Below are 25,932 nucleotides of genomic sequence, written 5' to 3'. Positions count from 1 at the left end.
GGCGTCGAATCGGACGGGCGAAGAGACTGAGCGTTGAACCAAGAGCAGACGATCGTGGAGAGAGACCGTTGGGGAGCGTCGAAGGCATGCTACTGACATCTCAGTGACAACAGCACTGACACTCAGCGGCAAAATCACAGGTCAAGCTGCTGATGAGGGCTGTCAGTACGTGGCAGAGTGACACGGCTCGTCAGTCGAGCGTGGTCGAAGAGCGGCGCGGAGCACGCTAAAGACTCCTCAGCAGGTCATACGGGACGCTGCTCGTGGAGAGGAAGAACGCGGCCTGGACACGGCGGCAGACTGGCGTCGAAGCGATGAGTTTGCCGGAGAACAGAGCTCTCAGCTGGGGAAACTACCTGCGTCTGGGGATCTCCGCCGAGCGGATCGGGCGAGGCTTAGTGACTTTGCTGACATGGAGTGGCAAATCCACTGACATCAACTGGCATTACGCCAGGACAACTTCATGGCAGTTTGCAGCAGACATCCCAGTGCGGATTTGCAGGTGTCTCCAGCCGTCGGATCCGTTCGGCACAGTAACTTGCGGGAATTTACATTCCCGGTAGTTACTTGGAGCTGAGGGAGACGCAACAGATCTTGTTTATTTATTTTTAATTTCTGGAAAATCAAGATGCTAGGCTGCTGCGCATGCGGGAGCCGGGTGCGATGACGCCGTGTAAACACTGTGGGACGCCGATCGAGCAGAGGCCTGGGAGGGGACGACCGAGGGCCTACTGCGCGCAGGGAGACTGCCAGGCGGTGGCCAAGCGCGAACGCGAGATGCGGCGGGCGACACCGGGGCTTGAGGGGGCACTGGCCAGAGCCGAGGAGTTCTACGAGCGCATGGAGAAGGGGATGACCGCGGCGATCGCGCCGCTGGCGCAGGTGCTGGCGCAGGAGCTGAGCCCGGCGGGGGTGGAGGCCAAGGTGAGCGCGGTGCAGGCCGAGGCGCACACCCGGGTGGCGATCGCGCGCACCGAGCGGGAACAGGCCTTCGAGCAGGTACGCCTGGCGCGGGAGGCTTCCGAGCACGCCCGGCGCGAGCGGGACGCGATGACGCGCCGCGTGGAGGAGGCCAATGCCGAACGCGACAACGCCCTGGCCGACGCGGAGACCGCCAGGGAGCAGGCACTGGCCGCGCTGCACGAGGCGGCCAGCACCGAACGCCGGGCCAGGCAGGCCGAGCAGGAGGCCACTCGCAGGGCCCAGCGGGCCGAAGCTGCCAGAGACGCGGCGCTGCGGGAGATGGCCGAGCGCGTCGAGGCCGCGGAGGCCGAGGCGCGCCGGGCCGAGGCCCGGGCCGTTCACGAACAGGAGCAGGCCGAGGGGGCACGAGCCGAGCGCGACCAGGCGTTGCGGGAGGCCGCGAGCGCGCAGGAGGCCAGGGGACAGGCCGAGCGTTCCGCTTCGGCGGCCTGGGCACGTGCCGAGGCGGCCGAAGCGGAACGGGACCGGGCGCTGGCGCGTGCCGACGCCGCGGCGACCGCCCATGCCGAAGCCCTGGCCGAGGCGGCCGAGGCGCGCACACGGGCCGACCGGGCGGACAAGCAGGCGGCCGAGGCGGAGAAGCGGACGGCGCGCCGGGTGGCCAAGGCCGAGGAACGGGCCGCCGAGAAGATCGCCGAGGCGGAGGAGCGCGCGGCGGCCAGGGCCGCCGAGGCGCTCGCCGAACGTGACGAGATGCGCCTGCGATTGGCCATGGAACAGATGCGCCTGTCGGACCTACGCGACCAGATGGAGGCACTGCGCGCCGAGTCCGCCCAGCTCAGGGAACGCGCCGTCGCCGCGGAACTGCGGGCCGAGCCATCCGGGGCCGAAGGCTGACGAGTGGCTGGGCGCGGGGCCTGCCGCAGGTTCACGACAGGTTGAAGATCACCAGGGGATGACGCCGTCGTCCTCGAAGAACGAGCCGGTCGGGCCTCCGTCGGGCAGGGTGGCGAGCCGGATCGCCGTGGCCGCGCCCTGCTCGGGGGTGCGGGGCCCCTGGAAGCCGGTGAAGTCGGTCGCGACCAGGCCCGGGCAGGCGGCGTTGATCAGGATGTCCGTACCGGCGAACTGCCGGGCGTACTGCACGGTGACGGCGTTGAGGAAGGACTTCGACGGCGCGTAGGCCGCCATGACAGGGCCGATCTCGATGTCCGGGTCCGCCTGCCGGGTGAGGGAGGCGACGCTGCTGGAGACGTTGACGATGCGTGGCGACGCCGAGCGCCGTAGCAGCGGCAGCATCGCGTTGGTGACCCGGATGACGCCGATCACGTTGGTCTCCACGACCGTGCGGACCACATCGAGGTCGAGCGCGGTCGGGTCCTGCACCCAGCCCGGACCCACCGGTCCTGAGATGCCGGCGTTGTTGACCAGGACGTCCAGGCGCCCGGCCTGCCGTTCGACCAGTTCCGCGGCCTCGGTGACGCTCTGGTCGCCGGTCACGTCCAGCGGCACCCCGAACGCCTCCACCCCGGCGGCGCGCAGCTTCTCGACGGCGGTCTTGAGCCGAACCTCGTCGCGGGCTCCCACGCCCACGCGGTATCCGAGGGTGCCCAGCCCGGCCGCGATCTCGTACCCGATTCCCTTGTTCGCGCCGGTCACCAGCGCGGTCTTCGTTTCGCTCATGCCGTTGATGGTCGCGGGTGGACAAGCGGTGCATCCAACACCGATACGGCATCCTGTCATACCCGGCAGGTATCACCGAGGTATGTTGTGGCGGTGGACACCCTGGAAACCCGCGAGTTGAGGTACTTCGTGGCCGTCGCCGAGGAACTGCACTTCGGCCGGGCCGCCGAACGCCTCGGCATGGCCCAGCCACCGCTGTCCCGGGCGATCCAGCAGCTCGAGCGACGCCTGGGCGTCTCCCTGCTGAAACGTAACCGCCGCGGCGTCCTTCTGACCGGCGCCGGCGAGGTGTTGCTGCACGAGGGCCGCGCGGCCCTCGACGCGACCACCGCCGCCGCCCGCCGCGCCCGCCGCGCCGGTGGCGCCGACGATCCGGACGGTCCTCGCAACCGCCTGGTACTGGCGGTGAAGGCCGCCGGCTCCCACGAGCTGCTGCGAAAGCTTCTCGACGCCTACGCGGCCGAACCCGGCGCTGCCGAGATCGAGGTGCTGCCGTGCGGCCTCTGCGAGCAGGAAGGGCTGCTGCGCGACGGCCGCGCCGATGTGGCGCTCATGCACGCGCCGTTCAACTCCCTCGCCGGGTTCGACAGCGAGGAACTGATGACCGAGGGGCAGATCGCCATCCTGCCCGCCGGACACCCCCTCGCCGCGCGCAAGGCCCTGTCCCTGGCCGACGTCGGCGATGTCCCCGATCTTCCTCTCGCCCGCTGGCCCCGCCACGGCGTCTACCCGCCAGGGCCGGGACCCGAGATCCGCGACCAGACACAGCTGGCCCAGCTGATCGCCCTCGGACGCACCGTGGCCGTCCTCCCCGACTCCGCCCGTTCCTGGCTGTGGGCCGAGCACACCGCCGTCCCCCTGACCGACGCGCCCCCCGTCGTCACCCACATCGCCTGGCCCGCGCACAGCCGCTCCCTCGCCCTCGCCGGCCTGGTCCGCACGGCCACACGACTGTGACGCTCTCCCGCCCTTCGTACTGGTCCGACGATGCGGGTATGACGACCTCTGGCCGGACCACGGCTTCTCCGGCAGCGCGAAGGCGCATCGCAGGCCGGTACGCCAACCTCAGGGCGTAACGGGAACCCCCGTCGTTCACGAGAGGGAGAAAGTCAAGGTAAGACTCCTCGCATGGAGTTTTTCTGTTATCACCGCGATCGACCTGACTCAGCGGCCCTGCGCGACGAGCTGGTGGAAGAGCACTGGTCCTACATGGACGGGTACGCGGCAACGATGATCGCGCGTGGCCCGACCCTCGGCCCCGGCGGCGAGACGGCCACCGGCAGTGTGCATATCGTCGATCTGCCCGATCTCGCCACGGCGCGTGCATTCGCCTTCGAAGAGCCCAACTACCAGGCCGGTGTGTATCGGGACGTGATGCTGCGCCGATGGCGCAACGTACTGGGGCGCACCATGTGGGATTTTCCCGGCGACCGAGACGGCGGTGACCGGTATCTGGTGGTGGGCCTCGGCTCCGGGCAGGCTGCCGACCTCGTCCCGCCGCCCGGCCGGGACGGCCTGATCGCCTATGGACCGTTGCTGTCGGACGACGGCACCACCTGGCTGGGTACGGCGCTGCTGGTCCAGGCGCCGGGACCGGACGCGGCACGCGACGTCCTGACCGCGGGCCGGTACGCCGACATCGAGGTCCACGATTGGAGGTTCGGCGGGCGGCGATGATGAGTGCCTGACCGGCGCCGGGGGCGGGCGACGAGGATCGTCGCCCGCCCCCGCTTTACGTTGCAGCATCATATTTCCATCTGGCAATATGAATGCATGAGCGCCTACGCAGCCCTGGCCGAGCCGCACCGCAGACAGATTCTCGACCTGTTGCGTGACGGCGAGCGGCCCGCCGGGGAGCTGGTGAAACGCCTCGACCTCAGCCAACCCGGCGTGTCGAAGCACCTCAAGGTGTTGCGCGAGGCCGGACTCGTCGTGGTGCGCAAAAACGGCAAGCAGCGCATGTACGCGCTGCGCCCGGATCCCCTCGCCGAGGTCGACCAGTGGCTGGAGCCCTATCGCGTGTTCTGGTCCAGACACCTCGACACCCTGGAACGACACCTGGAGGAGAACCCATGATCGACGGAACCCTGGAAACCATCGACGGCCGCCCGGCGCTGCGCTTCGAGCGCACGCTCGCCTACCCGGTCGAGCGCGTGTGGCGAGCCGTCAGCGTGCCCGCGGAGCTCGAGCGCTGGTTTCCCGCGGCCGCGGACTGGACACCGGCGACGGGAGAGAGCTTCGAAGTCGCCGGCGTGACCGGCGAGGTGACAGAGGTCGATCCGCCCCACCGCCTGGCCTGGACCTATGCCGGCCAGGCGTACAGCTTCGATCTGACCGCTCACGGAGACGGCTGCCGCCTGGTCTTCACCCACGTCTTCGACGACCGCGACATCTCAGCGCAGACCGCCACCGGCTGGGACGCCTACCTTTCGCGGCTTGAGCCTCATCTCGCCGGCAAGGACCTCTCAGAGGAGGACGCGCACGAGGGGTGGGAGGAGAATCACGAACGCTACGCCGAGCGCTTCGGGGTCGACCCGGCACCGGGTCGGCGCTTCGCGGCGGCTCTGCGCGGAGACAACGGCGACACCTGACCCCTCGCACCACGGCGGCCGTCCCGCCCAATTCGGTGGCGTCCTCACTCATCAACTCCATTCGCGTTCCGTGACGGGACGTGGCTCGTACGTTCAGGATTGGCATGGTTTCGGGAATGGAGCCGCGGTGAGCTGGAGGCCCGCTGTACTCGGCCAGGGCGGCGACGCGGGCCACCGCCTTGCGCCGCCGCGTTTCTTGCGGGCGAGGTCGCGCTGGGCGCCGACGAGACGGTCGGCGGAGGCGGCCAGGTGACGAGGGTTGTCCAGGTGCTCACCGTCGCTGGTGGTGACCAGCGACGCCACACCCAGGTCGATCCCGACGGTAGTGCCGGTGGCGGACAACGGTTCGGCGGGCACGTCGTCACACGACACGCTCACGTACCAGCGCGAGCCCTCCCGCTTGACGCCGATCGTCTTGACCGTACCGCCCTGCCAGCGCCCGCGACTGCGCTTCCCGATCCAGGCCGTCGCGGGCGTTGGGGCTGTCGGGGTTCTTCGCCGCGGCCGGCTGCACTCGGGCGGCGGCTTCCTTGTCCCATGAAGTTTTGCTCATGTCACTGGGCACACCCCGATCGCCCCGTGTCTGTCGGCAGCTGCTCGGAGCGGGGTTCCGTTGGCCGCGGGCACTCGGCGGCCGACGCGACGTAACCGCCGACGCGCTCGGCAACGCGGAAGACGCCCGCCGTGTCGTGCGCAGCACCTGGTCCTCGGGGCACCGGGCAGCAGGTGCCGGCCTCTACCGCCATGGCCGGGCGGGGTTCGTCCAGGAACGCGCACCCTGTCGAAAACGGACACGGACTCCAGGATTACGGACAAGAACGCGCACGATCATGACCTGCGCGAGTGGCCGTGCCGTAGACCTGCTGGAGGAAAGCGAGCCACGCGCCCGCCGGGATCGGGGGACACGTGACCGCCAACTCACGTCATCAGCAGTAGGAACGGAGAGGACGTACAAATGCGAGTCAAGAACGCGCTTACCATGGCGACCGCCTCGGTGGTGGCCGGGGGAATCCTGCTGTTCGCAAGCCCGGCGGCGACTGCGGCCACCACCGAGGCGACGCATGGTGCGAGCGCCTCCGCACCGTCAGTGTGGTGGACGGAGGGCTACTACATGTTCCATTACGAGTGCGTCCAGTCGGGCACGGCATGGGTCGCCATGGGCGCAAGGTCGTACGCCTGCGATCAGGCGGGACCCGCGAACTACCCGTGGAGACTCCGCATCCTGGACTGAACGGTCTCCTTCGGGCGGCAAGAGTGAAGTCTTTCGGCTCAGCACCCCGGTCGGCTCTCCTGCTCCAGAGGGAAGCGCCGACGGCGTAGCCGTGGGGGCGGGAGTCTCCTCGATGGTCGTACGCTGCCAGCGGGCGACCATCTCCTCCAGTTCAGCGGCCCGCTCCGGGCCCGTCAGGACCGCGATGTCCTCCATCCGGCGAGAGGCGGTGATCTCCATGGCGAGCCATTTCAGGTCGGCGACGGTGTACATGGCCGGCCTCCTGTCAGGTCTCGCCGGGGGCGGGGTCTGGTCGCGGTTCTTGGCCATTAGGGCCGGCCAGGCCGGGCGGTGACCCGAGGAGATGAAGTCGGCCATCTCCTCGGGCGGGAAGTCCTCGGTCAGGCCCGCGCTGACCTCGGGGTCCTCACAGCCGACCGGTGGGGCGACCACCAGAACCTGGTGGAGTCCCCGGTCTCCGAAACACTCAACGAGGTCGAGAAGGACGTCCGCGTCGAATGGCGCAGGCCAAACGCCATTTCGACGACCTGATGTCGAAGATTCCCGAGGAACAGCACGCGGCGGTTATAGGGGCTCGCCGGGCGCACTCCTGGATCAACCTTGTTGATGACGCAGACTATGCCAACGCCACGTGCCCGACGTGTGGGGACGATGAGGCGTCCTGCTTCGGTCGTGAGGACTTCGAGGTCTCTGTCGATGTCGAACCCGACGGTGAAGGTGGTTGCGAGTCCTACGTCGACGGGGGCTGGAGATTTCTTCAAGCGGAGAGTCTTACATGCGGAGCGTGTGGGCTGCGGCTGCACAATCCTGGCGAGTCGGAGGCCGCCGGCCTGGGCCTCAACGTTCATATGCCGGGAAAGGAGGGGAGGAAGATGAGCTTTCCGATTGGTGAAGCGCACGTCGCGGCCGTCGTGTCCTCCAATCTCGTGACAGTTGGCACGACGGCGGCCCGGCCCGCGATGTCGTGGACGGCACGCAGGCTCCTCAACCCCGAAGCAATGGCGCCGGCATGGCCGGGCAAGCCGCTGATAAGCACTTCTTCGAGATGGAAAAGACGCTGACCTCGCCCGCCGGCCTCCGGCGGCCGCGGGTCACAAGAGATAGACGTACCACCACGTGAGGAATCCCAGGTAGACGACTTTCGCCACCAGGTGGGCTCCCGGCGGTTTCCGGAAACCTCCCACGGCGAGCCCTTCGTCTCCCGCGCGCGGTCGGCGGGCCGCCGCGACAGCAGTGGCGGCGAGGCCGAGCCAGGCGAGCAGGCCGTACCAGGGCAGGGCCGAGGGGACGCCCACTCCCAGCACTGTCTCGTTCTCCGCGATCACCCCGTACAGCGCGTCGGCCGTCAGCCCGGTGAGGAGCAACCCCGACAGCCCCGCAACCACCGTGTACGGCCTGCGGCGCGGGCGCCGCAGGCCCACCGCGAGCTGGACCAGCGCGGTTCAGCGGCGCATCACCCGCAGCACCGGCGGCTGCTTGGCCAGCGGAGCCCTCTTTTCCTCGGTCAGTTCCTGTTCCAGCGCATCCAGGGTCTGTCCGGCCACCGCCGGCCCGGCCGACTCCTGATGCGCCCACACGATCGTGGAGTCCACGCTGACCACCTCCAGCCCGAGTTCTACCAGCCACGACCAGCCCGCCACCGGCCCTCACCAAGATCCGAACTTTGAACAGTTCCTAGTCCTCGGCCATCACGGTGAAGGTGAATCCGGTGCTCGTCGTACGGCGCAGCGGAATGTCGCACTTGATCCGGCGCAGCACCTCGTTCCTGCTGAGGCCCAGCCCCTGGGCGAGGAGCCGTTCCGGACGCACCGGCACCGGATCCTCGAAGACGACCTCCACCCGCACCGGCCACGCCTCGTCGGACCATGCCGAACGGATGTCCAGCCGCCAGGCCCCTGTCCAGTCCAGGACGAAGCGGTTGCGCCTGGCGAGCAGCGGATCCAGCAGCCTGGACGCCACCAGTTCCGGATCGTTGACGCGGTAGCCGTGAAGTTCGGCCGGATCGAAGGATCTGACCGGCGCTCGCTCGTGCACGGTGAGCTTGCTCGTCCGATCGCAGGACACGCAGCGCACCAGCAGCCACACGTCCAGCAGTTTGCCGTTGGCGTTGACGCGGAACCTGCCCTCGCCGGGGGTGGCCGACTCCGACCGGCAGTCCACGCACCGCAGCGACAGCAGAGGAAGCCTGGTCCGGCGAACGACCCAGGGCAGCACGATATGAGGTTGTGAAGACATGATCTCTCTAGACCTGACACGAGGCCGATTGCGCGCGACCTCAAACGCTGTAGGAGCGGGCGCACACGGGCAGCCCGGCAGGACCGACGGGAACGTCGGCTACAGGTGAGCGAAAGAAGGTGTCAGGTCTGGAAAGCAGGCGGGGTCACGCGGTTTTGTCCTCTGTCCTCACTACGGCGGGGCTGGGAGGCAACCTACGGGAACGCGGAAAGAAGACCCAAACGGTTTTCCGGCCGAGACTTCGTCGGTGCTACCGGCCCCTCTCCGACGAAGGCCGTCCAGGGGGCCGGTAGCCGTCGCCGGTGTCCACGGCTTCGCGTCAGCCCGGGGTGATGACGCAGAACTCGTCGCCCGCCGAGCCGGTGAGGACGATCCACGAGACGTCGCCCCGGCCCACGTCCGCGGGCGTCGCACCCAACTCCCGCAGGCGCGCGACCAACTCCGCCTGATGGGCCGCGGGCGAACGTCACCGCCGTATCGACGTCAGACGGCGCGGCGGGAACGGGACAGGGCCAGCCCGCCGAGTGCCATGGCGATCAGCCCCACCGCCAGGGCCATGAAGCCCCCGACTATTCCGTAACCGGTGCCAGGGCCACCGTCTGCGGCGGCCACGACCAGCCCGCCGACGACCGCGCCGACCGCCCCCGCCACCAGAGCCATGACGGCCCCCCTTCTCCCGGAGCCGGAGCCGATACGCCCCGCGGAGCGTGCCAGGGCGAGCCCGCCGACGACCACGCCGGCCACCCCCAGCAGCGCGGCGATCAGGGACCACAGACGCCCGGCGGTCATGGTGTAGGCGCCGACGGGGTCCAGTTGGGCCGAGGCGTGCGCGGCCGCCGGTGCGGCGAGTGCGAGGACCGCGATCGGGGCGGCCGCGACGGCGAGCAGGTGACGGACGGACATGGGGCGCTCCTTTTCTGTGTCTTCTCCGGCGAACCGGATGTCGCCCGATCATGTCCGCCGGACCCGTCGCCGGTCGTCCCGCACGGGCGGGCACTTCGCGCTGCCACCGACGCGCACCCGGTTGCCGTGAACGCCGCAGGAGCCGCGAAAGATACCGCGGATGCGGTAGCCGGAGACTGGTCCGCGCGCAGGAGTCGCCCGCGGGGACATCCGGCTAAGGTCCCCCCATGGGGACAGGACGGTCCGGCGTGCGGGCGAATGCCACAGACTGGGTGATCGCCGTCGGCGTGGCGTCGACACTGCTGGTCACCGGACTCTCCGGGCGGCACTCCACCCCCCACCTGGAGCTGCTCGGCTACGCGCTGCTGGCGGCCGGCGGCCTGGTGCTGGTCGCGCGCCGTCGTGCTCCACTCGTCGTCCTGGCCGTCACCGGGCTGTGCGCGGTGGGTTACCAGGCGGCCGGTTTCGACGTGCCCGCCGTCGCGTACCTGTTCGCGGTGTACGCGGCCGTGCGGGCGGGGCACCGCGCCTTCACGGTGGCGGCGAGCGTGATCATGCTGGCCCTTCTTCCGCTCGCCGCCCTGGCCGCGGGGTCGCACGACACGGGTGAGGCGTTCGCGCAGGCCCGAGGCGCCCTTGAACTGGCCTGGCTGATCGCGGCCGGCGCCGCGGGGGAGGCGCTGCGGCAGGCCGAGCGGCGGGCGGACGAGGCCGAGCGCACCCGGGAGGAGACCGCGCGGCGCCGCGCCGACGAGGAGCGGCTGCACATCGCGCGGGAGTTGCACGATTCGCTCACCCACCAGATCTCGATCATCAAGGTGCAGGCCGAGGTCGCCGTCCATGTGGCCCGCAAGCGTGGTGAGCAGGTGCCGGAGGCCCTGCTGGCGATCCGGGAGGCCGGTCGTGAGGCGACCCGGGAACTGCGGGCGACCCTGGAGGCGCTGCGCGAGGAGGATCCGACCCCGCCGCGCGGCCTCGACCATGTCGCCGAACTGGTGGAACGGGCCCGGACGGGCGGTTTGGAGGCGACGCTGACGATCGAGGGGCGGCGACACGACGTGCCGGCCGCGGTGGAGCGGACCGTCTACCGGATCGTTCAGGAGTCGTTGACCAACATCGCACGTCACGCCGCCGCCGCGACGGCGTCGGTCCGGATCGACTACCGTCCCGACACCCTCGCGATACGCGTCGACGACGACGGCAAGGCCAGGTCGGACGCGGCCCCGGTGCCCGGTGTCGGTCTGCTCGGGATGCGCGAACGGGTCACCGCCCTCGGCGGGCACCTGCGGGCGGCACCGCGCGAGGAGGGCGGGTTCACCGTCCAGGCCGAACTTCCCGTGGAGCGGACGTCGTGATCCGGGTCCTGCTCGTCGACGACCAGCCGCTCGTCCGCAGCGGATTTCGCGCGCTCCTCGACCTCGAGGACGACATCGAGGTGGTGGCCGAGGCCGCTGACGGCAGGCAGGGGCTTGCCCTGGCCAGGGAGCACCTGCCCGACGTCGCTCTCGTCGACATCCAGATGCCGGTCGTCGACGGCATCGAAGCGACCCGGCTCATCGCCGCGGACCCGGCCCTGGCCGGGGTGCATGTCGTCATCCTGACCAACTACGGCCTGGACGAACACGTCTTCGACGCGCTGCGCGCCGGCGCGGCCGGATTCCTCGTCAAGGACATCGTGCCCGAGGACTTCCTGCACGCGGTGCGCGTCGCCGCCCGGGGCGACGCGCTGCTCGCCCCCTCGATCACCCGCAGGCTCATCAACCGGTACATCGCCCAGCCGCCCCGGCCCGGCGCCGGCACCGGTCTGAAAGAGCTCACCAACCGTGAACGCGAGGCCGTCGCCCTGGTCGCGCGGGGTCTGTCCAACAACGAGATCGCCGACCGCATGGTGATCAGCTCGTTGACCGCGAAAACCCACATCAACCGGGCCATGACCAAGCTTCATGCCCGCGACCGCGCCCAACTCGTGGTCCTCGCCTACGAATCGGGCCTGGTGGTCCCACGCGACTCCTGACCTTCGCGATCGCTCGTCGCGCGCGTGCCGTCGCCGGTGCGCGGGCCGTACCGGTGCAGCGCCTCGACCTGCTCGTAGGACGGCACCTCGCCGGTGACCGGTTCGCCCCGGGCCACCGCCAGCGCCGTGGTGACGGCCGCGCCCAAAGCCGCACGAAACAGCAGCGACCCGTAGCTGACGCGGGCCACCCCCAGTTCGGCGAGCCGTCGCATCGGCACGCCGGGGGAGACGAGCACGTTCAGCGGTACCCCGGCCCCGGCCACCAGCGCCTCGATGTCCCGCCCGGCACTCGCGCCCGGTACGAAGACCCCGTCGGCCCCCGCCTCGCGGTAGGCGCGGGTCCTTTCCAGCGCCAGAGCCAGGGCATCGGGCAGGTTCAGCCAGAACGCGTCGGTACGGGCGTTGAGGAACACCTCGGGAACCCGGCTCTTGACCACCGCGACCAGTTCGGCCTGCGCCGAAAGGTCGGCCAGGCGGTCACCGCGCCCGTCTTCGAGGTTGATCCCCGCCACTCCCAGTCCGGCCAACTCCGCCACCAGGTCGGCGACCCGCTCGGGCGCCTCGGCGAAGCCCGCCTCGATGTCCACCGTCACCGGGACGCCCAGTCTCGTTATCGTCCGTGCCAGCCGCAGTGTCTCCTCCCGCGTCGCCCGCCCGGCGTCAGGCTTGCCCGCCGCGGCGGCCACCCCCAGGCTCGTCGTCCCGATCGCGGCGAACCCCGCCTGTGCCAGGGCCGCCGCGGAGGCGTGGTCCCACGCGCAGGGAAGCAGCAGCGGCTCGTCCGCGTGGTGCAGCGCCCTGAAGCGCGCGAACGTCATCGGGTCGCCGCCTCGATCGTCCCGGCCGCCAGGGCCAGCGCGACGTGCCTGCCCGGGCAGGCACGCGACCCCGCCCCGAACGTCAGGTACTCCGCTTCGCCTCCCGCGCGCGCGAGGTCCCGGTCAGGGAGTGCCTGCGGATCCCGGCCGGCCGCCGTGACGTCGAGCACCACGATCCTCCCGTCGCCGGGCGTCCTGCGGCGCAGCGTCCGGACCGGAGGATCGTGGCGCAGTGTCTCGTCCAGCAGTTCCTCCACCGACCACGCCTCGGCCGGGCGCGACTTCGCGGGAGTGGTTCCCCCTCCCGCCGGAAACCGTGTCGCTGCGGCGGCCAGGGCTCCGCGGACCAGGGCGACGGTGGGAGCGTATGCCTGGGCGAGCAGTCCCGCCAGCACGGCCAGCCGCTCAGGAGGCGGATCACCCAGCAGGCGCGAGAGCTCCACCAGCCCTTTGTCGGCCACGTCCCTGCTCTCCTCCTCGCCAGGCCCGGCCCCGACGCCGGGCAGGTAGGCCGGGGCGATCGCCGCGACGGCCCGCACGGCACTCGGCCCGTCCTCGGCGCGTACGCCCAGCGCGATGGCGAGGACCAGCACCGGAACCTGTTCCGGAGGACAGGGGGCAGGGGCGATGTCCCGCGAGGCCAGCCGGAACGCCTCGGCGCGCAACGCGCCCGAGTCCAGCTCGGCCAGTACCGCCACCCCCGCGGCCCGGCGCTCGGCGTGCATGGACCCCTCGGTGAAGCGGCCGACCGCTCCGCGCAGCCACGCCACGGTCAACGCGAACGGCGGGCGCGGTACGGGGTCGACGGTGAAACGGGAGTCGGCCAGCACGGCCCGTATCTCGGCGGGACGGCTCACGACCAGCGGGTCGGACGTCATCGGTTCTCCTTGAGTGGGCGCCTCCCCTCTCGGTCGGTGGGCGAAGGAGAAGGCGCGGGACTCGGTGATCTTCAGAAGGTTAGACGCCGGACGTTTCGGCACTCGCCGAAACGTCCGCGTCCACTCGTCCGCGTCCACTCGTCCGCGTCCACTCGTCCGCGTCCACTCGTCCGCGTCCACTCACCCGAGGCGAAGTCGGCGATGACCGGGGGCGGCTGCTGTGTGGAGGCCGCACACACCGAGGTCGTGGTCCCGGCCACGGCGCTCGCCGCTCAGCCGCGCCAGCCGCCCTCGTCCACCCCGCCGGGCACCTCCGCCTGCGGGTCGTAGGGGGTACGGGTGAAGACGAAGGTGTTGAGGTCCAGGTGGCTGAGGGAGCCGTCGGGCCTGCGGACCACGCGGAGTGTCTCGCCCGCGTAGTAGCCGTCCAGCCCGAGCCAGGTCCCGTCGTCCTGGGCGGTGAACCGCGAGGCCCGTCCCGCACCGCCGATCGGGTTGAGGGAGAGGCCGCCCTCGGGCAACAGCCGCAGCGCGTACGCGCTGGGCCCCCAGTACCACGGGCCGGTGAGCTCCAGCAGACCCGCGGTGTCGGCGACGGGCTGCCATTCGTCGGGCAGGCGCGGCTCGTGCTGGTCGAGGATGGCCAGCAGGTCGCTCAGCAGGGTGCGGCCGACGCCCGCAGTGGAGTTGGCGGTGAACAGCACGCCGACCTTGTCGGCGGGGTCGGCCCACACCGTGGCCAAAAAGCCCGGCATGGAGCCGGTGTGACCGGCCAGGCGGCGGCCGCCTGCCCGGGCCAGCTGCAGGCCCAGGCCGTATCCGCCCGTCCAGGCGTCGCCGTCGTCGACGATCGCCGGCTCGCGCATCTCCGCCACGGTGTCCGGGGCGAGCACGTCCCCGGTGTCTCCGGCGACGAACGCCGCCCACCGGGCGAGGTCGGCGGGGGTGGACCACAGCTGCCCGGCCGGGGCCATGGCGACCGCGTCGTGTTCGGGTTCCGGCAGCAGGACGTCCGCCCAGGGGTGCACGGCGTAGCCGGTGGCGTGGGGTGCGCGTGGCCGGGGCGTGGTGTCGCGCATGCCCAGGGGCAGCAGGATCTCCTCGTGCACGGCCTGTGCCCAGTTCACGCCGCGGTGGCGGGCCACCAGCTCGCCCAGCAGGGCGAAGCCCACGTTGGAGTAGTGGTAGCGGCGTCCCGGCCGGTGCCTGGCCGCCTCGGGCCCGAGCGCGGCGACGAGGTCGGCGGCCGGCACGCCCTCGGTCCGCTCCCACCACTGGCCGGGGGACTCGGCGCTCAGCCCCGAGGTGTGCGACAGCAGCTGGGCGACGGTCATCTCACCGACCCGCAGGTCGGGAAGGTGCTTGGTGACCGGGTCGAGCAGGCCGACCTTCCCCTCGTCGCGCAGGCGCATCACCACGACGGCGACCAGGCTCTTGGTGATCGAGCCGATTCGGTACTGGGTGCCCGGGGTGGGGGCGGCCCCATCCACCCGGCCGCGCGCGCCGAACCAGGCGAGCTCCCCGTCACGCACCACGGCGGCGGTCAGCGAGGGCAGGCGTCCCTGGGACTGCTCGACCGCGATCCTGCGCAGCAGCGCGCGAGCCGTACTCTCCAGAACCGGCGACATCAGATGGCTCCTCACCCGACACGAAACCCAACGCGAAAAAGTGCCCCCAGGTTAGTGCCGCCCGAACCGGGAGGGCATCGTCGACGGCTCGGCGCGACGGGCGATCAGCTGCTCCACAGCATCTGGGCTTTCGCCTCCGTACGACGGCGAATGCGACGAAGCCGGCGGTGTGGCCGGCCGAGAAGGCGGCGCACGCCGAGCGGGCGGTCCGAGCGGATACGCGTGCCGAACTTTCGGCCTGCGCACCGGGGCGCCGCCTCCGAGGAAGCGTCCGGGAAACCCTCTATCTCGCCAACCTGGGTGATTCCGCGTTGGAACATCGCCGCTGCGGGGACGACGGTGAGGGGGGAGGCGGAGCGCCGCTTCGAGAGGGTCTCGTCCGTCCACGGCGGACGACGGGGAAAGGGAAGTATCCACACCTTTCCACTCTTAACGTATAGCGCACCGGGGGGCTTGCCACAAGACCCGGGTCATGCCGCAGAATCGTCGGCCGAAGCCGGAAGTTGCGGAAACGGGGGATGCGAAGTGAGTGTGTTGCCGCCGACGTATGAGGGGGCCGGGAAGGCCCCTCGTCCACCTCGGATCGGAGCCGAGGACGTGAACCCGGTGACGAATCCGCTGACCAGCAGCGCGTTCGACCTTCCCGCCCATCTCGCCGCCAAGGCCGACCCGGCGCTGATCGCCGGCGACGAACGGCACTTCGTGGCCATCGCGCAAAGCCTTGAGCACACGATCGCCGACCTGTCCGGCCGCCTCGACGCCGAACGCAGGGCGCCCGGCGGCAAAGGCCGGCAGGCGCTGGACCGGGACCTGGAGGTCCACCGGCTGTCGGCTCGCCTGCGCACGCTGCGTCGCTTCGGCCTGGACCTGTGTCTTGGGCACATGGTCGGCGCGGACGATTCCGAGCCCGTGTACATCGGACGGCTCGGCCTCACCGACAGCGCGGGCCGCCGCCTGCTGCTCGACTGGCGCTCTCCGGCGGCCGAGCCGTTCTTCGGAGCGACCCACGCCAACCCGATGGGGCTCGCGAGCCGCCGCAGGTACCGCTGGAGTCGCGGCCGGATCAGCGACTACTGGGACGAGGTGTTCACCCCGGAGGGATTCGAAGGACACCACGCGGCCCTTGACGACCAGTCCGCCTTCATCGCCAGCCTGGGCGGTGACCGGTCGGCCCGGATGCGAGACGTGCTCGGCACCATCCAGGCCGACCAGGACGCCATCATCCGCGCGGGATCTCGCGGGGCTCTCGTCGTCGACGGCGGTCCGGGGACGGGCAAGACCGTCGTCGCCCTGCACCGCTCCGCCTACCTGCTCTACTCCGATCCCCGTCTCGGCCACCACCGGGGCGGCGTACTGTTCGTCGGCCCGCACCAGCCCTATCTGGCCTACGTCGCCGACGTCCTGCCCAGCCTCGGAGAGGAGGGCGTGCGCACCTGCACCCTGCGAGACCTCGTCGCCGAGGGAGCCGGCGCGACGGTCGAGACCGACCCGCGGGTGGCCCGCCTGAAGGCGTCGGCGGACCTGCTGAAGGCGATCGAGCCGGCCGTCAGGTTCTACGAGAACCCGCCCGCCAAGGGGATGACGGTCACGACCCACTGGTCCGACATCTGGCTGGGCCCCGACGATTGGGCCGAGGCGTTCGGGGCGGCCGAACCCGGCACCTCGCACAACGAGGCACGCGACCAGATCTGGGAGGAACTGCTCAGGATCCTGATCGACAAGCACGACGACGAGGTCTCGGCCGACCTGCTGCGCAGATCGCTGCTGCGAGACGAGGAACTGCTCACCACCTTCAACCGCGCGTGGCCGCTGCTGGAGGCGGCCGACCTCGTCGGAGACCTGTGGTCGGTGCCGGCCTACCTGCGGATGTGCGCTCCCTGGCTCGACCCTGAGGACGTCCGGCGACTGCAACGCGCCGACGCCCAGGCCTGGACGGTGTCGGACCTGCCGTTCCTGGACGCGGCGCGGCAACGTCTCGGCGACCCGGAGACGTCACGACGCAGGCGCCGGCAGGAAGCCGCTCTCGCCGCCCAGCGCGAGCGGATGGCCCAGGTCGTCGACAACCTGATCGAGGCCGACGACGACGGTGAAGGGCTCGTGACGCAGTTGCGCCGCGCGGACCTGCAGCGAAATCTGATCGACGAGTCCGAGCTGCCCACCTTCGAACCGGACCTGCTCGCCGGCCCGTTCGCGCACATCGTCGTGGACGAGGCCCAGGAACTCACCGACGCGCAGTGGCAGATGTTGCTGCTGCGCTGCCCGTCGCGGAGCTTCACCATCGTCGGGGACCGTGCCCAGTCCAGGGGCGGGTTCACCGAGTCGTGGAGCGAACGGCTTGAGCGTGTCGGGCTCGACCGGATCACCCTGGCCTCCCTGAGCATCAACTACCGGACGCCGAAGGAGATCATGGCGGAGGCCGAGCCGGTCATCCGGGCCGTGCTCCCGGACGCCAACGTGCCGACCTCCATCCGCGGCGGTGCCGTCCCCGTCGTCCACGGATTGGTCTCGGAGCTGGGCTCGGTCCTTGAGACCTGGCTCGCCGAGCATGCCGAGGGCATCGCCTGTGTCATCGGTGACCCCACGTTCCAGGCGACCTCTCGGGTTCGGTCGCTGACCCCGGAGTTGTCCAAGGGGCTGGAGTTCGACCTGGTCGTCCTCGTCGATCCGGAGACGTTCGGCACGGGTGTCGAAGGAGCGGTCGACCGCTATGTCGCGATGACCCGGGCGACACAGCGGCTCGTCATCCTGTCAACACCCTGATCGCCCGCCCTGTCCGGCCGGGGTGCGGGGGATCCCCCGCACCCCGGCCGTGTCCGGCGCGCAGGCCGGCGAAGGTCAGGCGTCGGGCCCGGGTACGGCGAGGTCGATCCGGCGAAGGCGGTCCGGCTCCGCGATCACGTCGATCTCGGTGATCCCGTCCTCGGTGATCGTGAAGCCGAGCACCAGGCGCAGGTGACCGTAGGGGGCCATCGCGAGCCCGATCGCCCCGTCGAGCAGGGCGGGTCCGGTGAACCAGGCCCGTTCCATCGCGGCCATCGCGCCCTCGGCCACGGAACGGGAGCCGCGGACCACGAAGGGCTCGGGGGTGGGGATGACCGCTGCGTCGGCCCGGAGCACCACGTCGGGATGGAGCAGGGCGACCAGCGCCTCGAAGTCCCCTGCGCGCGTGGCGGCCAGAAAGGCGTCGACGACCCGGCGCCGGCGGGTCAGGTCGGCGTCGAGGGCCGCGGGCGCCCCTTTGACCCGGCGGCGGGCGCGGCTCGCGAGCTGCCTGGTCGCGGCCGGCGACCGCTCGAGCATCGGGGCGATCTCCTCGAACGGCACGGCGAACATGTCGTGCAGCACGAAGGCGAGGCGTTCGGCCGGTGCCAGCGTGTCGAGCACCACCAGCAGCGCCACCCCGACCGAGTCGGCCATCAGCACCTCCCGTTCGGGGTCGGTCCCGGCCTCCTGCCGGCCGATGAGCGTGCCGGTCACCTGCGCGTCGATGGGGTCCTCACGCCGATGCTCGCGCGCACGCAGCATGTTCAGGCACACCCTCGCCACCACCGTGGTCAGCCACCCGCCGAGGTTGTCCACGTCGCCGGCTCCCGCGCGGCTGACACGCAGCCAGGCCTCCTGCACGGCGTCGTCGGCCTCGCTGAGCGAGCCGAGCATCCGGTAGCCCACCGACCGCAGACGAGGCCGATGCTCCTCGAAACGCCCTGCCAGCCATTCGCGTTCGTCCACCGTGTCACATTCCTTCGCCGCCGGGGGTCATAGCAGTAAATCCGAAAAACACCAGCCGAAAGTACCGGGAGGTCGACTCCCGGCCGAACGAACACTGGAGAAGCCATGACGGCACCCATCCTGGTCACCGGAGGCACGGGCACGCTCGGCGGCCACGTCGTCCCCCTTTTGCGGGAGGCCGGTCGCGAGGTACGGACCCTGAGCCGCCGTGATCACGGGCCCGGCGACGGCGTCGAGCACTTCTCCGCCGACCTGCTCAAGGGCGAGGGGATCGAGCCCGCGGTGAAGGGCGTCGAGACCGTCCTGCACCTGGCGGGCGGCAGCAAGGGCGACGACAAGGCGACGTGGAACCTGGTGGGCGCCGCCTCGAAGGCCGGTGTGCGGCACATCGTGTACATCTCGGTGATCGGGGCGAACACGATGCCGCTGAGCTGGTTCAAGACCCAGCTGGAGGCGGAGCGGGCGGTGACGGACTCCGGTATTCCGTGGACGATGCTGCGCGCGGCCCAGTTCCACGACCTCGTCCTGAAGATCGCGGAGATGATGGGCAGGATGCCGGTGGTCCCGGTCCCGGGCGGGCTGCGCTTCCAGCCGGTCGACTCGCGTGAGGTGGCGGCCCGGCTGGTGCAGCTGACGCTGGGGCGGCCGGCCGGCCTGGTCCCCGACCTCGCGGGACCTGCGGTGTACGGGATGGGGGAACTGGTCGGCGGCTACCTGCGGGCGCGCGGCAAGCGCCGGATGATGATGCCGGTGCGGATGCCGGGAAAGGCCGGCAAGGCCTACCGGGCCGGGGAGAACCTGTCGCTGGACGGGGCCGATGTGGGCAGGCGGACCTGGGAGGAGTTCCTGGCGGAGCGGGTGCGCTAGCGCGCCGGCGTCTTCGTCCGTGACACGCGTGTGGCTTCGGGGACGTCCGGCTCCACGCCGCCCGCCCTGCCGGTTGTTCCTTGCGCGCCGGCCGCCTCGAGGCGGCCGGCGCGCAAGGGGCGGCTGCGGTGACCGGGTCGCCTAAGGGTGGGGGATCGAGCCGGTGAGGGGATCCTCCGTCCGGCGGCGGTGGCGCGCCGCCGGGGGCGGCCGGTGCTCGGGGGCGGCCTTGCGGGCGCTGGCCAGCGCGGCCAGGGCCGTGGTGATCGGGACGGCCGCGATGAGTCCCAGGGTGCCCACCACGCTGCGGACGATCTCGGTGGCGATGACCGGGTTGGTCACCACCTCGCCGATGGGCTGGTCGCCGACGCTGACCAGCAACAGCAGCGGCAGGGAGGCTCCGGCGTAGGCGAGGATGATCGTGTTGATCACCGAGGCGATGTGGGCGCGGCCGACCCGGGCGGCGGCCCGGTACAGCTGGGCGAAGGTGTAGCCGGGGTTGGCGTGCGCGAGCTCGGTGACGGTGGCGGCCTGGGTGACGGTGACGTCGTCCAGGACACCGAGCGAGCCGATGATGATGCTGGCCAGCAGCAGGCCCTCGGTGTTGATCCGGTAGCTGACGTCCAGGTAGAACGAGCTCTCGTCGGTGATCCCGTTGAGCTGGGCGAGGCCGATGGCCGCGTACGACAGCACGCCGGTCAGGCTGAGGCTGACCAGAGTGCCGACCACGGCCATCGAGGTGGGGACGGTGAAGCCGTGGGTGAGATAGAGCACCGCGAGCATGATCGCCGCGGCGCCGACGATGGCGACCAGCAGCGGCTGCTGCCCGGTCAGGATCGCCGGGATGACGAACAGCAGGAGCAGTACGAAGGTGACGGCCAGCCCGATCAGCGCCATCACCCCGCGCCAGCGGCCAAAAGCGATCACCGCCGCGGCGAACGCGGCACCGGCCAGCCACAGCGGCGAGGAGCGGTCGTGGTCGGAGATCTGGTACGGCGGCACCTCCAGCTCACCGTCCAGCTCACCGTCACCGCCGGGGGTGTGGACCAGGATCACGTCGTCGCCCGCGGCGAACCTCTGCGAGCCGGGCCCGCTGGGAAGGCCGCTGGTGACGAAGTGACCGGCCTCGGGCCCGCTGGTCAGCTCGACCTTGGCGTCGCCGCAGGTGGCGGGGTCGGCCGGCCGCTGCTCGCCGGGGGGTTGCCCGTCGGCGGGCGGCTCCTGCGGGCACGGGGTGAGGGTGATGGCGGTGATCGTCCCGGTCACCCGTTGCAGGCCGGCAGGTTGCTGCCCGCTGGAGGTGAGCTTCGCGGGCCACATCCAGATCAGGGCGATCAGCGTGGCCAGCGCCAGGGGGACGATGACGGCCAGCGTCGCCCACACCGTGCCACGGGAGCTGGGGGCGGCCGGGCCGTGCGAGTGGTTGGCACCCATGGTCGAAAAAGCTCTCCTCAGGGACGGTAAAGGCGAAAGTACCGCACCTGGGAGGTGGCCGTGGCGCCGTGGCGGCTCAACAGGACCGGTGAGGGCGGCAAACGTGGGTGTCCTGCGTGTTCATCCTGATGGATGGCGCTTTCCGGTCATTGTGGAAGGCCGAAGTGGTGGGTGAGCGCAGCGCGCAGCGTGGCGGTGTCCCCGGTGTCCCCGATGTCCCCGGCGGACCAGGCGGACCAGGCGACGAAGCAGTCGGGGCGCACGAGTAACGCGGTCGCGGTGGTGCCCTGCAGTGGGCCGGTGACCACGTCGACCCGGTCTCGCCATGGCGCGGTGACCTCGGCGTAGGCGCCCCTGGAGTCCAGCAGCAGCGGCCGGGCGGCGCGGGTCAGTTCGGCGAGGCGTTTCGGGCCGTGCTCACCGTGCACGACCACGTCGGGGGCGCAGCGGCCGGCCAGCGGATCGGCGGGGTCGGCGGGGTAGCGGGTGTCCGCGCCGGACATCAGCGCCGCGATGTGCCCGGTCACCTCGGGCTTGCGCAGCAGTTCGGCGAAGAGTTCCCGCTCATGCGTGATCAGGATCGCCGGGCGGCCGGGGAACGGGGCCCAGGCGATGAGGCCGCGCGCGGTGCGGGTGTGCTGGAACGGCGGGACGACGCCGTAGCCGGGGACCCGCAGGCCGCCGGTCCCGGGGTCGAGGAAGGAGTCCGGGACGGTCACGGTGGCGATGCGGGAGATCGACCGGTCGTTGGTGACGCCGGGGAAGTCGATGCCGGCCAGGCGGCGCACCGTGCTGCGGCCGCCGTCGGCGCCGACGAGGAAACGGCAGGTGAGCCGCCTGCCGTCGGCCAGGCGGACCTCGACCGCTTCGGGGTGTTGGCACACGTCGACGACCTCGTGGCCGCGGCGCAGGTCGACTCCGAGCTCGGCGGCCCGGGCGGCGAGGGCGGCCTCGAGCCGGGCTTGCGGCACACCGAGCACGTAGTGCGGGTTGTCCGCGAGCATCGTGAGGTCCAGCGGGAACGCGCCGAAGGTGAAGGCCGGCTGGGGGGAGGGCGGAGTGCCCTCGCCGCTGAGCCGCGTGTAGAGGCCGCGCCGGTCGAGCAGGCGGACGACCTGCCCGACCAGGCCGTTGGCGCGGGACTCGCCGGTGGGCGCGGCGTGGCGTTCGAGGACGACGGGGTGGACGCCGGCGAGGGCCAGTTCGCAGGCGAGCATGAGGCCGTTGGGCCCGGCTCCGGCGATGAGGACATCAATCATGATCGTGTTCCTTTGCTGGGCGTGCGTCATCGCCACGGCGGGCGCGGCACGCGGCCGGCCCGCCGTGGGGTGTGACGCGGCTGCAAGGGTGGGTGAGGCGGTGTCTTGGGCGAGGAGTGAGAGCTTCAGCGGGGCGACGCCGGGAGGCCGGCGGCGACCTGGGTGAAGGCGTCGGTGATGAGGCGCTCGATCGGGGTGGGCGGGTCGGCGCTGTCGAGATAGTGCCGCACGGCGACGGCGACGGCGGCGCTGGCCGCGGCCGCGACGAGCCTCGGATACATGTCGGTGGCGAGGTCGGTGCCGGTGCGCTCGGCGACCGCGGCGGCCAGCTCGGCCTCGGCGATCGCGACCGCGCGCAGTCGCTCGCCCTGCAGCGCGGGCTCGGCGAGCATGGTGCGTACGCCGGTCACCCACTTGCCTCGCGTGAGGCAAGGGGCGGCCGGGCCTGCCCCGGTGGCGCGTCAGTCGTCAAAGTCACCGAGGTCACCGACACCGAGGCCACCGAACCCTCCCGCCGTATCTACGACAGTGGCCGGTGACGGCGGTGTGAACCGCACCCGGGCACGGAGGGTGCGTATCAGGCGCGGCCGGGTCAGCGCTTCCACTCCCTGTCGTCCGGCGTGACGGTCTGCTTGAGGAAGACGACGCCGTCGACCCTGCCGAGCCGGGCCGGGTCCAGCGGGAAATAGGCGAAGTCGTGGGAGACGCGCGGGACGGGCTTCGTGAGGGTCTCGGCCAGGCGGCGGGCGTCGACGAGAGAGTGCTCCCACGGGATGGTGGACAACAGGCCCTCGACGGTGTCCGGAGGCGGGGTGTCGTCGCCGAACGTGCCGAAGGCCGAGGCCAGGAAGGCGTACCGGTCGCCCAGGTGCGCCTCGGTGATCGCTCCCGCGCTCCACCACTCCAGCTGATGGTCGCCGAGCGACATGAGGCTCTTGTCGCGATGCAGGTGAAGGTTGTGGGCGAAGACCAGGGCCGGGCCACTCTCGGCGACGGCGCGCAGGTTGGCGGCCATCATCGCGTCCCGCAGACCCGACAGCCTGGCCATCCGGGCCGGGGAGGTGTCGGCCATCCAGTGGTGGTAGCGCAGCAGGCCGACGGCGGTGCGCCCGTACAGCGCCGCCCGCTCCCTGTCGGGCCGGCTCAGCCCGGGTGCCTGGATGTCGAGCAGCGCCACCAGGTCGTCGGCGATCAGCCGCAGCCGCCGGGCGTCGGCGGACTGGCCTATCGACTGGGACGGATCCATCACCGTGGCCTCGTTCGTCCACCGCCGGTCCGGGCCCAGCAGCGCCTCCAGGGTTTCCACGGTGCAGGGCAGCGGGCCCTCCAGGAGGGCGTACAGGGCGGTGAGCGCCTGGCGCGGGCTCTCGGCCCAGTACTCCAGCGGGCCGTCGAAGCCGAAGAACCGAAGCTTTTCCTCGTGCTGCTCGTTGTGGGCGCGCATCCAGCGCACGAGTTCGCGGTTGGCCGCGAAGGCGCCGAAGTTGTGGCTGAAGCCACGTTCCATGACGTCGTCGAGCGTGCCCGCGCCCGTGGTGACGTAGTCGTCCACCACCAGGCCCTTGAGGCAGTCGCTCTCGATGGCGAACGACCGATATCCCTCGTGCTCGGCCAGATGCCGGAAGATCTCGTTGCGCAGCTCGCCCAGCTCCCCCACGAAGTGCCTGGCCTCGCCCAGGCCGAGGAGCAGGGGCCGGGCGGCGAGCGAGCGCAGGAACGCCGAGACGCCCATGCCGTCGAGCGGCCGGGCCGTGTCCTTGATATCCATGCCTTAAACGGTATCGTTGAACACACGGTGTAAACTTTTGCGGGAATTACCCGCTGTTGTCGCGATGGACCTTCAAACAATGGTGTATTCATGAGGCCGGTGGACCTGGCGCGCGAGCATGGTCTGTCCACCCAGGCGATCAGAAACTACGAGGAGGCCGGCATCCTGCCCGCCGCCGGACGCAGCGTCCACGGCTATCGCAGCTACACGCCGTTGCACGCCCAGGCCCTGCGCGCGTTCCTCGCCCTGGTGCCCGGGCACGGCCACCAGCGGGCCACGTCGATCATGCGGGCGGCCAACCGGGGTGCCACCGAGGAGGCGCTGCGGTTCATCGACGACAGCCACGGCCAGCTCCTGGAGGACCGCCGCACCCTGCAGGCCGTCGAGGCCGCGCTGGGTGACCTGGCGCCGGTGCCGCCGGAGCGCGGCGACACCTTCATCGGCCCCCTGGCCAGGAGGCTCGGCATCCGCCCCGCCACCTTGCGTAAATGGGAGGGTGCAGGCCTGGTCAAGCCGCGCCGCGACCCGCGGACGGGCTACCGGGTCTACAGCCCGGCCGACGTGCGCGACGTCCGGCTGGTCCACCAGCTGCGGCGGGGCGGCTACCTTCTGGAGCAGATCGCCCCGCTGATCGCCCAGGTCCGCTCCGCCGGAGGCGTCGCCCCGCTGGAGGCGACGTTGCGCGACTGGCGCGCCCGCCTGTCGGCCCGGGGCCGCGCCATGCTCAAGGGCGCCGCCGACCTGGACGCCTACCTGCGGGCCCTCGAGGCCTGACGGCGGCTTTGAGAGTCAGCTCGTGTCACGGGGGATCAGCTGCAGCCCCAACGCCATCTCGCGGACGGCGCCGGGCTGGTCGAGGCGTTGGATGAGAAGTTCCATCGCGGCACGGCCGGACTCCTCCAAGGGCTGGCGCACGGTGGTGAGTTCCAGGGCCTCGGCCAGGTCGCTGTCGTCGAAGCCGACCACCGCCAGGTCCTCGGGGACGGTGAGGCCGAGGTCGCGGGCGGCCCTCAGTGTTCCCGCCGCGAGGGTGTCGTCGGCGGCGAAGACGGCCGAGGGGCGATCCGGCGCCGACAACAGCTCCCTGGCGACGGCGCGGGCCGGTGCGACGCCGTGTCCGGCCAGCCGCACGTCGCCGTCGAGGAGAAGGTGGCCCGCTTCGGCCAGGGCCGAGCGGTAGCCGGCGAGGCGCTGCTGGGAGGGCGAGAGGTACAGGCCGGATCTCTGCGTCTCGCCGAGAAAGCCGAACCGGCGGTGACCACGGCTGATCAGGTGTTCGGCCACCAGCCGGCCGCCGACGGCGTCGTCGGTGTGCACGGAGTCGAAGCGGGGGTGGCGGACGTCGATCAGCACCGTCGGCAGCCGCATGCCGCTCAGGCGGTCGGCCACCGCCTCGTCCAGGGTGAGACTGATGACGACGAGCCCGTCCAGGCGTCCGGTGATGGGCAGGCTGGCGAGCAGGGGGGAGGCGCTCTGCGCGGCCGACTCCTGGTCGAACAGGACGATTTCCAGGGGACGGTGGCCCACGGCCCGCAGGATGCCGTTCAGGCGCCGGGCGACCGACGGATAGGAGGTGAACGGCGCGATGACGCCGACGCGCCCCACACCTCGCCGCGCCTTGGCGATCGCGTCCTGCTTGGGCACGAAGCCGAGCGCGTCCGCGGCCTGGAGGACCTTGCGCCTGGTCTCCTGACTGACCCGGGCCGGGGAGTTGAGGGCGAGCGAGACGGTGGAGATGCTGACGCCCGCCGCGGTGGCGACGTCGTAGATGGTCGTCCTGGCCGCCACGTGCCCCTCCTCCCGCGAGACGTGCTCTCGCCGTCGGCAGGAATCGTATCAAGTGCCGGAAAGGATCGAAGTGCTTCGATAGAAGCATTTGACATTTTCGCCGGAGACCCCGTCTCATGGTGAGGAAACGGCTGCGCGGCCGGTGCCCGGGTGGCACAGGGCAGGACCGCGTCATGTCGATG

General features: G+C 71.1%; 30 protein-coding genes. 13 read left to right on the top strand and 17 right to left on the bottom strand.

From position 1 onward, the window contains the following. Positions 1–756 precede the first annotated feature (756 nt). Complete coding sequence (locus tag AB0B96_RS30825) at positions 757–1,821, top strand: hypothetical protein (RefSeq protein WP_362904289.1); 1,065 nt, start codon at positions 757–759, stop codon at positions 1,819–1,821. Between the two features lie 48 nt (positions 1,822–1,869). On the opposite strand, the gene AB0B96_RS30820 is transcribed toward AB0B96_RS30825, so the two are convergent. Continuing rightward, the gene (locus AB0B96_RS30820) at positions 1,870–2,607 is read right to left on the bottom strand and encodes an SDR family oxidoreductase (protein WP_350949675.1); all 738 of its coding nucleotides are present in this window, start codon (positions 2,605–2,607) and stop codon (positions 1,870–1,872) included. Positions 2,608–2,700: 93 nt separating this feature from the next. Between AB0B96_RS30820 and AB0B96_RS30815 the strand changes: the two genes are divergently transcribed. The 4 genes from AB0B96_RS30815 (at position 2,701) to AB0B96_RS30800 (ending at position 5,198) form a co-directional block, all read left to right on the top strand. After that, positions 2,701–3,564, top strand: coding sequence for a LysR family transcriptional regulator (locus tag AB0B96_RS30815; protein ID WP_362904287.1), 864 nt, complete (start codon positions 2,701–2,703; stop codon positions 3,562–3,564). A 171-nt stretch (positions 3,565–3,735) separates the two neighbouring features. Next, entirely contained in the window at positions 3,736–4,284 is a 549-nt protein-coding gene (locus AB0B96_RS30810) for a YciI family protein (RefSeq protein WP_350949677.1), read from the top strand. A gap of 96 nt (positions 4,285–4,380) precedes the next feature. Further along, a complete protein-coding gene (locus AB0B96_RS30805) occupies positions 4,381–4,683 on the top strand; it encodes a metalloregulator ArsR/SmtB family transcription factor (protein ID WP_362904284.1) in 303 nt (100 codons plus the stop codon). Next, complete coding sequence (locus AB0B96_RS30800) at positions 4,680–5,198, top strand: SRPBCC domain-containing protein (RefSeq protein ID WP_362904282.1); 519 nt, start codon at positions 4,680–4,682, stop codon at positions 5,196–5,198. Before AB0B96_RS30805 ends, AB0B96_RS30800 begins: the two co-directional genes overlap by 4 nt. Positions 5,199–5,291: 93 nt before the next feature. On the opposite strand, the gene AB0B96_RS30795 is transcribed toward AB0B96_RS30800, so the two are convergent. Together AB0B96_RS30795 and AB0B96_RS30790 are read right to left on the bottom strand one after the other, a co-directional pair. Next, complete coding sequence (locus AB0B96_RS30795; protein ID WP_362904280.1) at positions 5,292–5,570, bottom strand: transposase; 279 nt, start codon at positions 5,568–5,570, stop codon at positions 5,292–5,294. After that, on the bottom strand, positions 5,560–5,751 hold the full coding sequence (locus AB0B96_RS30790; RefSeq protein WP_362904278.1) for a hypothetical protein: 192 nt from the start codon (positions 5,749–5,751) through the stop codon (positions 5,560–5,562). Before AB0B96_RS30790 ends, AB0B96_RS30795 begins: the two co-directional genes overlap by 11 nt. A 402-nt stretch (positions 5,752–6,153) precedes the next feature. On the opposite strand from AB0B96_RS30790, the gene AB0B96_RS30785 reads away from it, so the two are divergent. The 3 genes from AB0B96_RS30785 (at position 6,154) to AB0B96_RS30775 (ending at position 7,490) form a co-directional block, all read left to right on the top strand. Then, a complete protein-coding gene (locus AB0B96_RS30785; protein ID WP_362904276.1) occupies positions 6,154–6,429 on the top strand; it encodes a hypothetical protein in 276 nt (91 codons plus the stop codon). 112 nt (positions 6,430–6,541) lie between these two features. Then, positions 6,542–6,763: a hypothetical protein gene (locus tag AB0B96_RS30780; protein ID WP_362904274.1), complete on the top strand. Its 222-nt coding sequence runs from the start codon at positions 6,542–6,544 to the stop codon at positions 6,761–6,763. Positions 6,764–6,926: 163 nt separating this feature from the next. Beyond that, the gene (locus AB0B96_RS30775; protein WP_362904272.1) at positions 6,927–7,490 is read left to right on the top strand and encodes a hypothetical protein; all 564 of its coding nucleotides are present in this window, start codon (positions 6,927–6,929) and stop codon (positions 7,488–7,490) included. Positions 7,491–7,520: 30 nt separating this feature from the next. Here the strand turns inward: AB0B96_RS30775 and AB0B96_RS30770 are convergent, their stop codons facing one another. The 5 genes from AB0B96_RS30770 to AB0B96_RS30750 form a co-directional block, all read right to left on the bottom strand. Beyond that, positions 7,521–7,814 (bottom strand): hypothetical protein, encoded by a 294-nt coding sequence (locus tag AB0B96_RS30770; RefSeq protein WP_362904270.1) that lies wholly within the window; start codon positions 7,812–7,814, stop codon positions 7,521–7,523. Between the two features lie 57 nt (positions 7,815–7,871). Beyond that, complete coding sequence (locus AB0B96_RS30765) at positions 7,872–8,021, bottom strand: hypothetical protein (protein WP_362904268.1); 150 nt, start codon at positions 8,019–8,021, stop codon at positions 7,872–7,874. An 82-nt stretch (positions 8,022–8,103) separates the two neighbouring features. After that, positions 8,104–8,643, bottom strand: coding sequence for a DUF1062 domain-containing protein (locus AB0B96_RS30760; RefSeq protein WP_362904266.1), 540 nt, complete (start codon positions 8,641–8,643; stop codon positions 8,104–8,106). Between the two features lie 340 nt (positions 8,644–8,983). Further along, entirely contained in the window at positions 8,984–9,103 is a 120-nt protein-coding gene (locus AB0B96_RS30755) for a VOC family protein (RefSeq protein ID WP_362904264.1), read from the bottom strand. A 44-nt stretch (positions 9,104–9,147) separates the two neighbouring features. Then, positions 9,148–9,567 carry a DUF6223 family protein gene (locus AB0B96_RS30750; protein ID WP_362904262.1) on the bottom strand — a complete coding sequence of 140 codons (420 nt, stop codon included), beginning with the start codon at positions 9,565–9,567 and terminating at the stop codon, positions 9,148–9,150. Positions 9,568–9,794: 227 nt separating this feature from the next. Between AB0B96_RS30750 and AB0B96_RS30745 the strand changes: the two genes are divergently transcribed. Beyond that, positions 9,795–10,922: a histidine kinase gene (locus tag AB0B96_RS30745; RefSeq protein WP_362904260.1), complete on the top strand. Its 1,128-nt coding sequence runs from the start codon at positions 9,795–9,797 to the stop codon at positions 10,920–10,922. After that, entirely contained in the window at positions 10,919–11,581 is a 663-nt protein-coding gene (locus AB0B96_RS30740) for a response regulator transcription factor (RefSeq protein WP_362904258.1), read from the top strand. Before AB0B96_RS30745 ends, AB0B96_RS30740 begins: the two co-directional genes overlap by 4 nt. Here AB0B96_RS30740 and AB0B96_RS30735 read toward each other — a convergent pair. The 3 genes from AB0B96_RS30735 to AB0B96_RS30725 all read right to left on the bottom strand — a co-directional run bounded on the left by AB0B96_RS30735 (position 11,545) and on the right by AB0B96_RS30725 (position 14,905). Then, positions 11,545–12,399 (bottom strand): isocitrate lyase/phosphoenolpyruvate mutase family protein, encoded by an 855-nt coding sequence (locus AB0B96_RS30735; RefSeq protein WP_362904256.1) that lies wholly within the window; start codon positions 12,397–12,399, stop codon positions 11,545–11,547. The two genes, AB0B96_RS30740 and AB0B96_RS30735, sit on opposite strands and share 37 nt — an antisense overlap. Further along, a complete protein-coding gene (locus AB0B96_RS30730; RefSeq protein WP_362904254.1) occupies positions 12,396–13,277 on the bottom strand; it encodes a hypothetical protein in 882 nt (293 codons plus the stop codon). Before AB0B96_RS30730 ends, AB0B96_RS30735 begins: the two co-directional genes overlap by 4 nt. A gap of 272 nt (positions 13,278–13,549) precedes the next feature. Next, positions 13,550–14,905 carry a serine hydrolase domain-containing protein gene (locus AB0B96_RS30725; RefSeq protein WP_362904252.1) on the bottom strand — a complete coding sequence of 452 codons (1,356 nt, stop codon included), beginning with the start codon at positions 14,903–14,905 and terminating at the stop codon, positions 13,550–13,552. Positions 14,906–15,511: 606 nt separating this feature from the next. On the opposite strand from AB0B96_RS30725, the gene helR reads away from it, so the two are divergent. After that, positions 15,512–17,665, top strand: coding sequence for an RNA polymerase recycling motor ATPase HelR (gene helR / locus AB0B96_RS30720; protein WP_362904250.1), 2,154 nt, complete (start codon positions 15,512–15,514; stop codon positions 17,663–17,665). 75 nt (positions 17,666–17,740) lie between these two features. Here helR and AB0B96_RS30715 read toward each other — a convergent pair whose 3' ends face one another. After that, positions 17,741–18,634 carry a sigma-70 family RNA polymerase sigma factor gene (locus AB0B96_RS30715; protein WP_362904248.1) on the bottom strand — a complete coding sequence of 298 codons (894 nt, stop codon included), beginning with the start codon at positions 18,632–18,634 and terminating at the stop codon, positions 17,741–17,743. Between the two features lie 105 nt (positions 18,635–18,739). Between AB0B96_RS30715 and AB0B96_RS30710 the strand changes: the two genes are divergently transcribed. Continuing rightward, a complete protein-coding gene (locus AB0B96_RS30710; RefSeq protein ID WP_362904246.1) occupies positions 18,740–19,501 on the top strand; it encodes an NAD(P)H-binding protein in 762 nt (253 codons plus the stop codon). Between the two features lie 141 nt (positions 19,502–19,642). Here AB0B96_RS30710 and AB0B96_RS30705 read toward each other — a convergent pair whose 3' ends face one another. From AB0B96_RS30705 to AB0B96_RS30690, 4 genes are all read right to left on the bottom strand, one after another. Continuing rightward, positions 19,643–20,935: a YibE/F family protein gene (locus AB0B96_RS30705; protein ID WP_362904244.1), complete on the bottom strand. Its 1,293-nt coding sequence runs from the start codon at positions 20,933–20,935 to the stop codon at positions 19,643–19,645. 146 nt (positions 20,936–21,081) lie between these two features. After that, on the bottom strand, positions 21,082–22,194 hold the full coding sequence (locus tag AB0B96_RS30700; protein WP_362904242.1) for an FAD-dependent monooxygenase: 1,113 nt from the start codon (positions 22,192–22,194) through the stop codon (positions 21,082–21,084). A gap of 125 nt (positions 22,195–22,319) precedes the next feature. After that, positions 22,320–22,604, bottom strand: coding sequence for a hypothetical protein (locus AB0B96_RS30695; RefSeq protein ID WP_362904240.1), 285 nt, complete (start codon positions 22,602–22,604; stop codon positions 22,320–22,322). Positions 22,605–22,786: 182 nt separating this feature from the next. Continuing rightward, entirely contained in the window at positions 22,787–23,962 is a 1,176-nt protein-coding gene (locus AB0B96_RS30690; protein ID WP_362904238.1) for an erythromycin esterase family protein, read from the bottom strand. A gap of 90 nt (positions 23,963–24,052) precedes the next feature. Here AB0B96_RS30690 and AB0B96_RS30685 point away from each other — a divergent pair, with 90 nt between their 5' ends. Beyond that, a complete protein-coding gene (locus AB0B96_RS30685) occupies positions 24,053–24,736 on the top strand; it encodes a TioE family transcriptional regulator (RefSeq protein WP_362904236.1) in 684 nt (227 codons plus the stop codon). Between the two features lie 15 nt (positions 24,737–24,751). On the opposite strand, the gene AB0B96_RS30680 is transcribed toward AB0B96_RS30685, so the two are convergent. After that, positions 24,752–25,750, bottom strand: a complete 999-nt coding sequence (locus AB0B96_RS30680) for a LacI family DNA-binding transcriptional regulator (RefSeq protein ID WP_362904234.1) — start codon at positions 25,748–25,750, stop codon at positions 24,752–24,754. Between the last annotated feature and the right edge of the window lie 182 nt (positions 25,751–25,932).

It is taken from the genome of Streptosporangium sp. NPDC049046, from assembly GCF_040649155.1.
Classification (GTDB): Bacteria; Actinomycetota; Actinomycetes; order Streptosporangiales; family Streptosporangiaceae; genus Streptosporangium.
The sequence above is the reverse complement of the archived record's forward strand: the minus strand, read 5'-3'. Positions and strand labels throughout refer to the sequence as shown.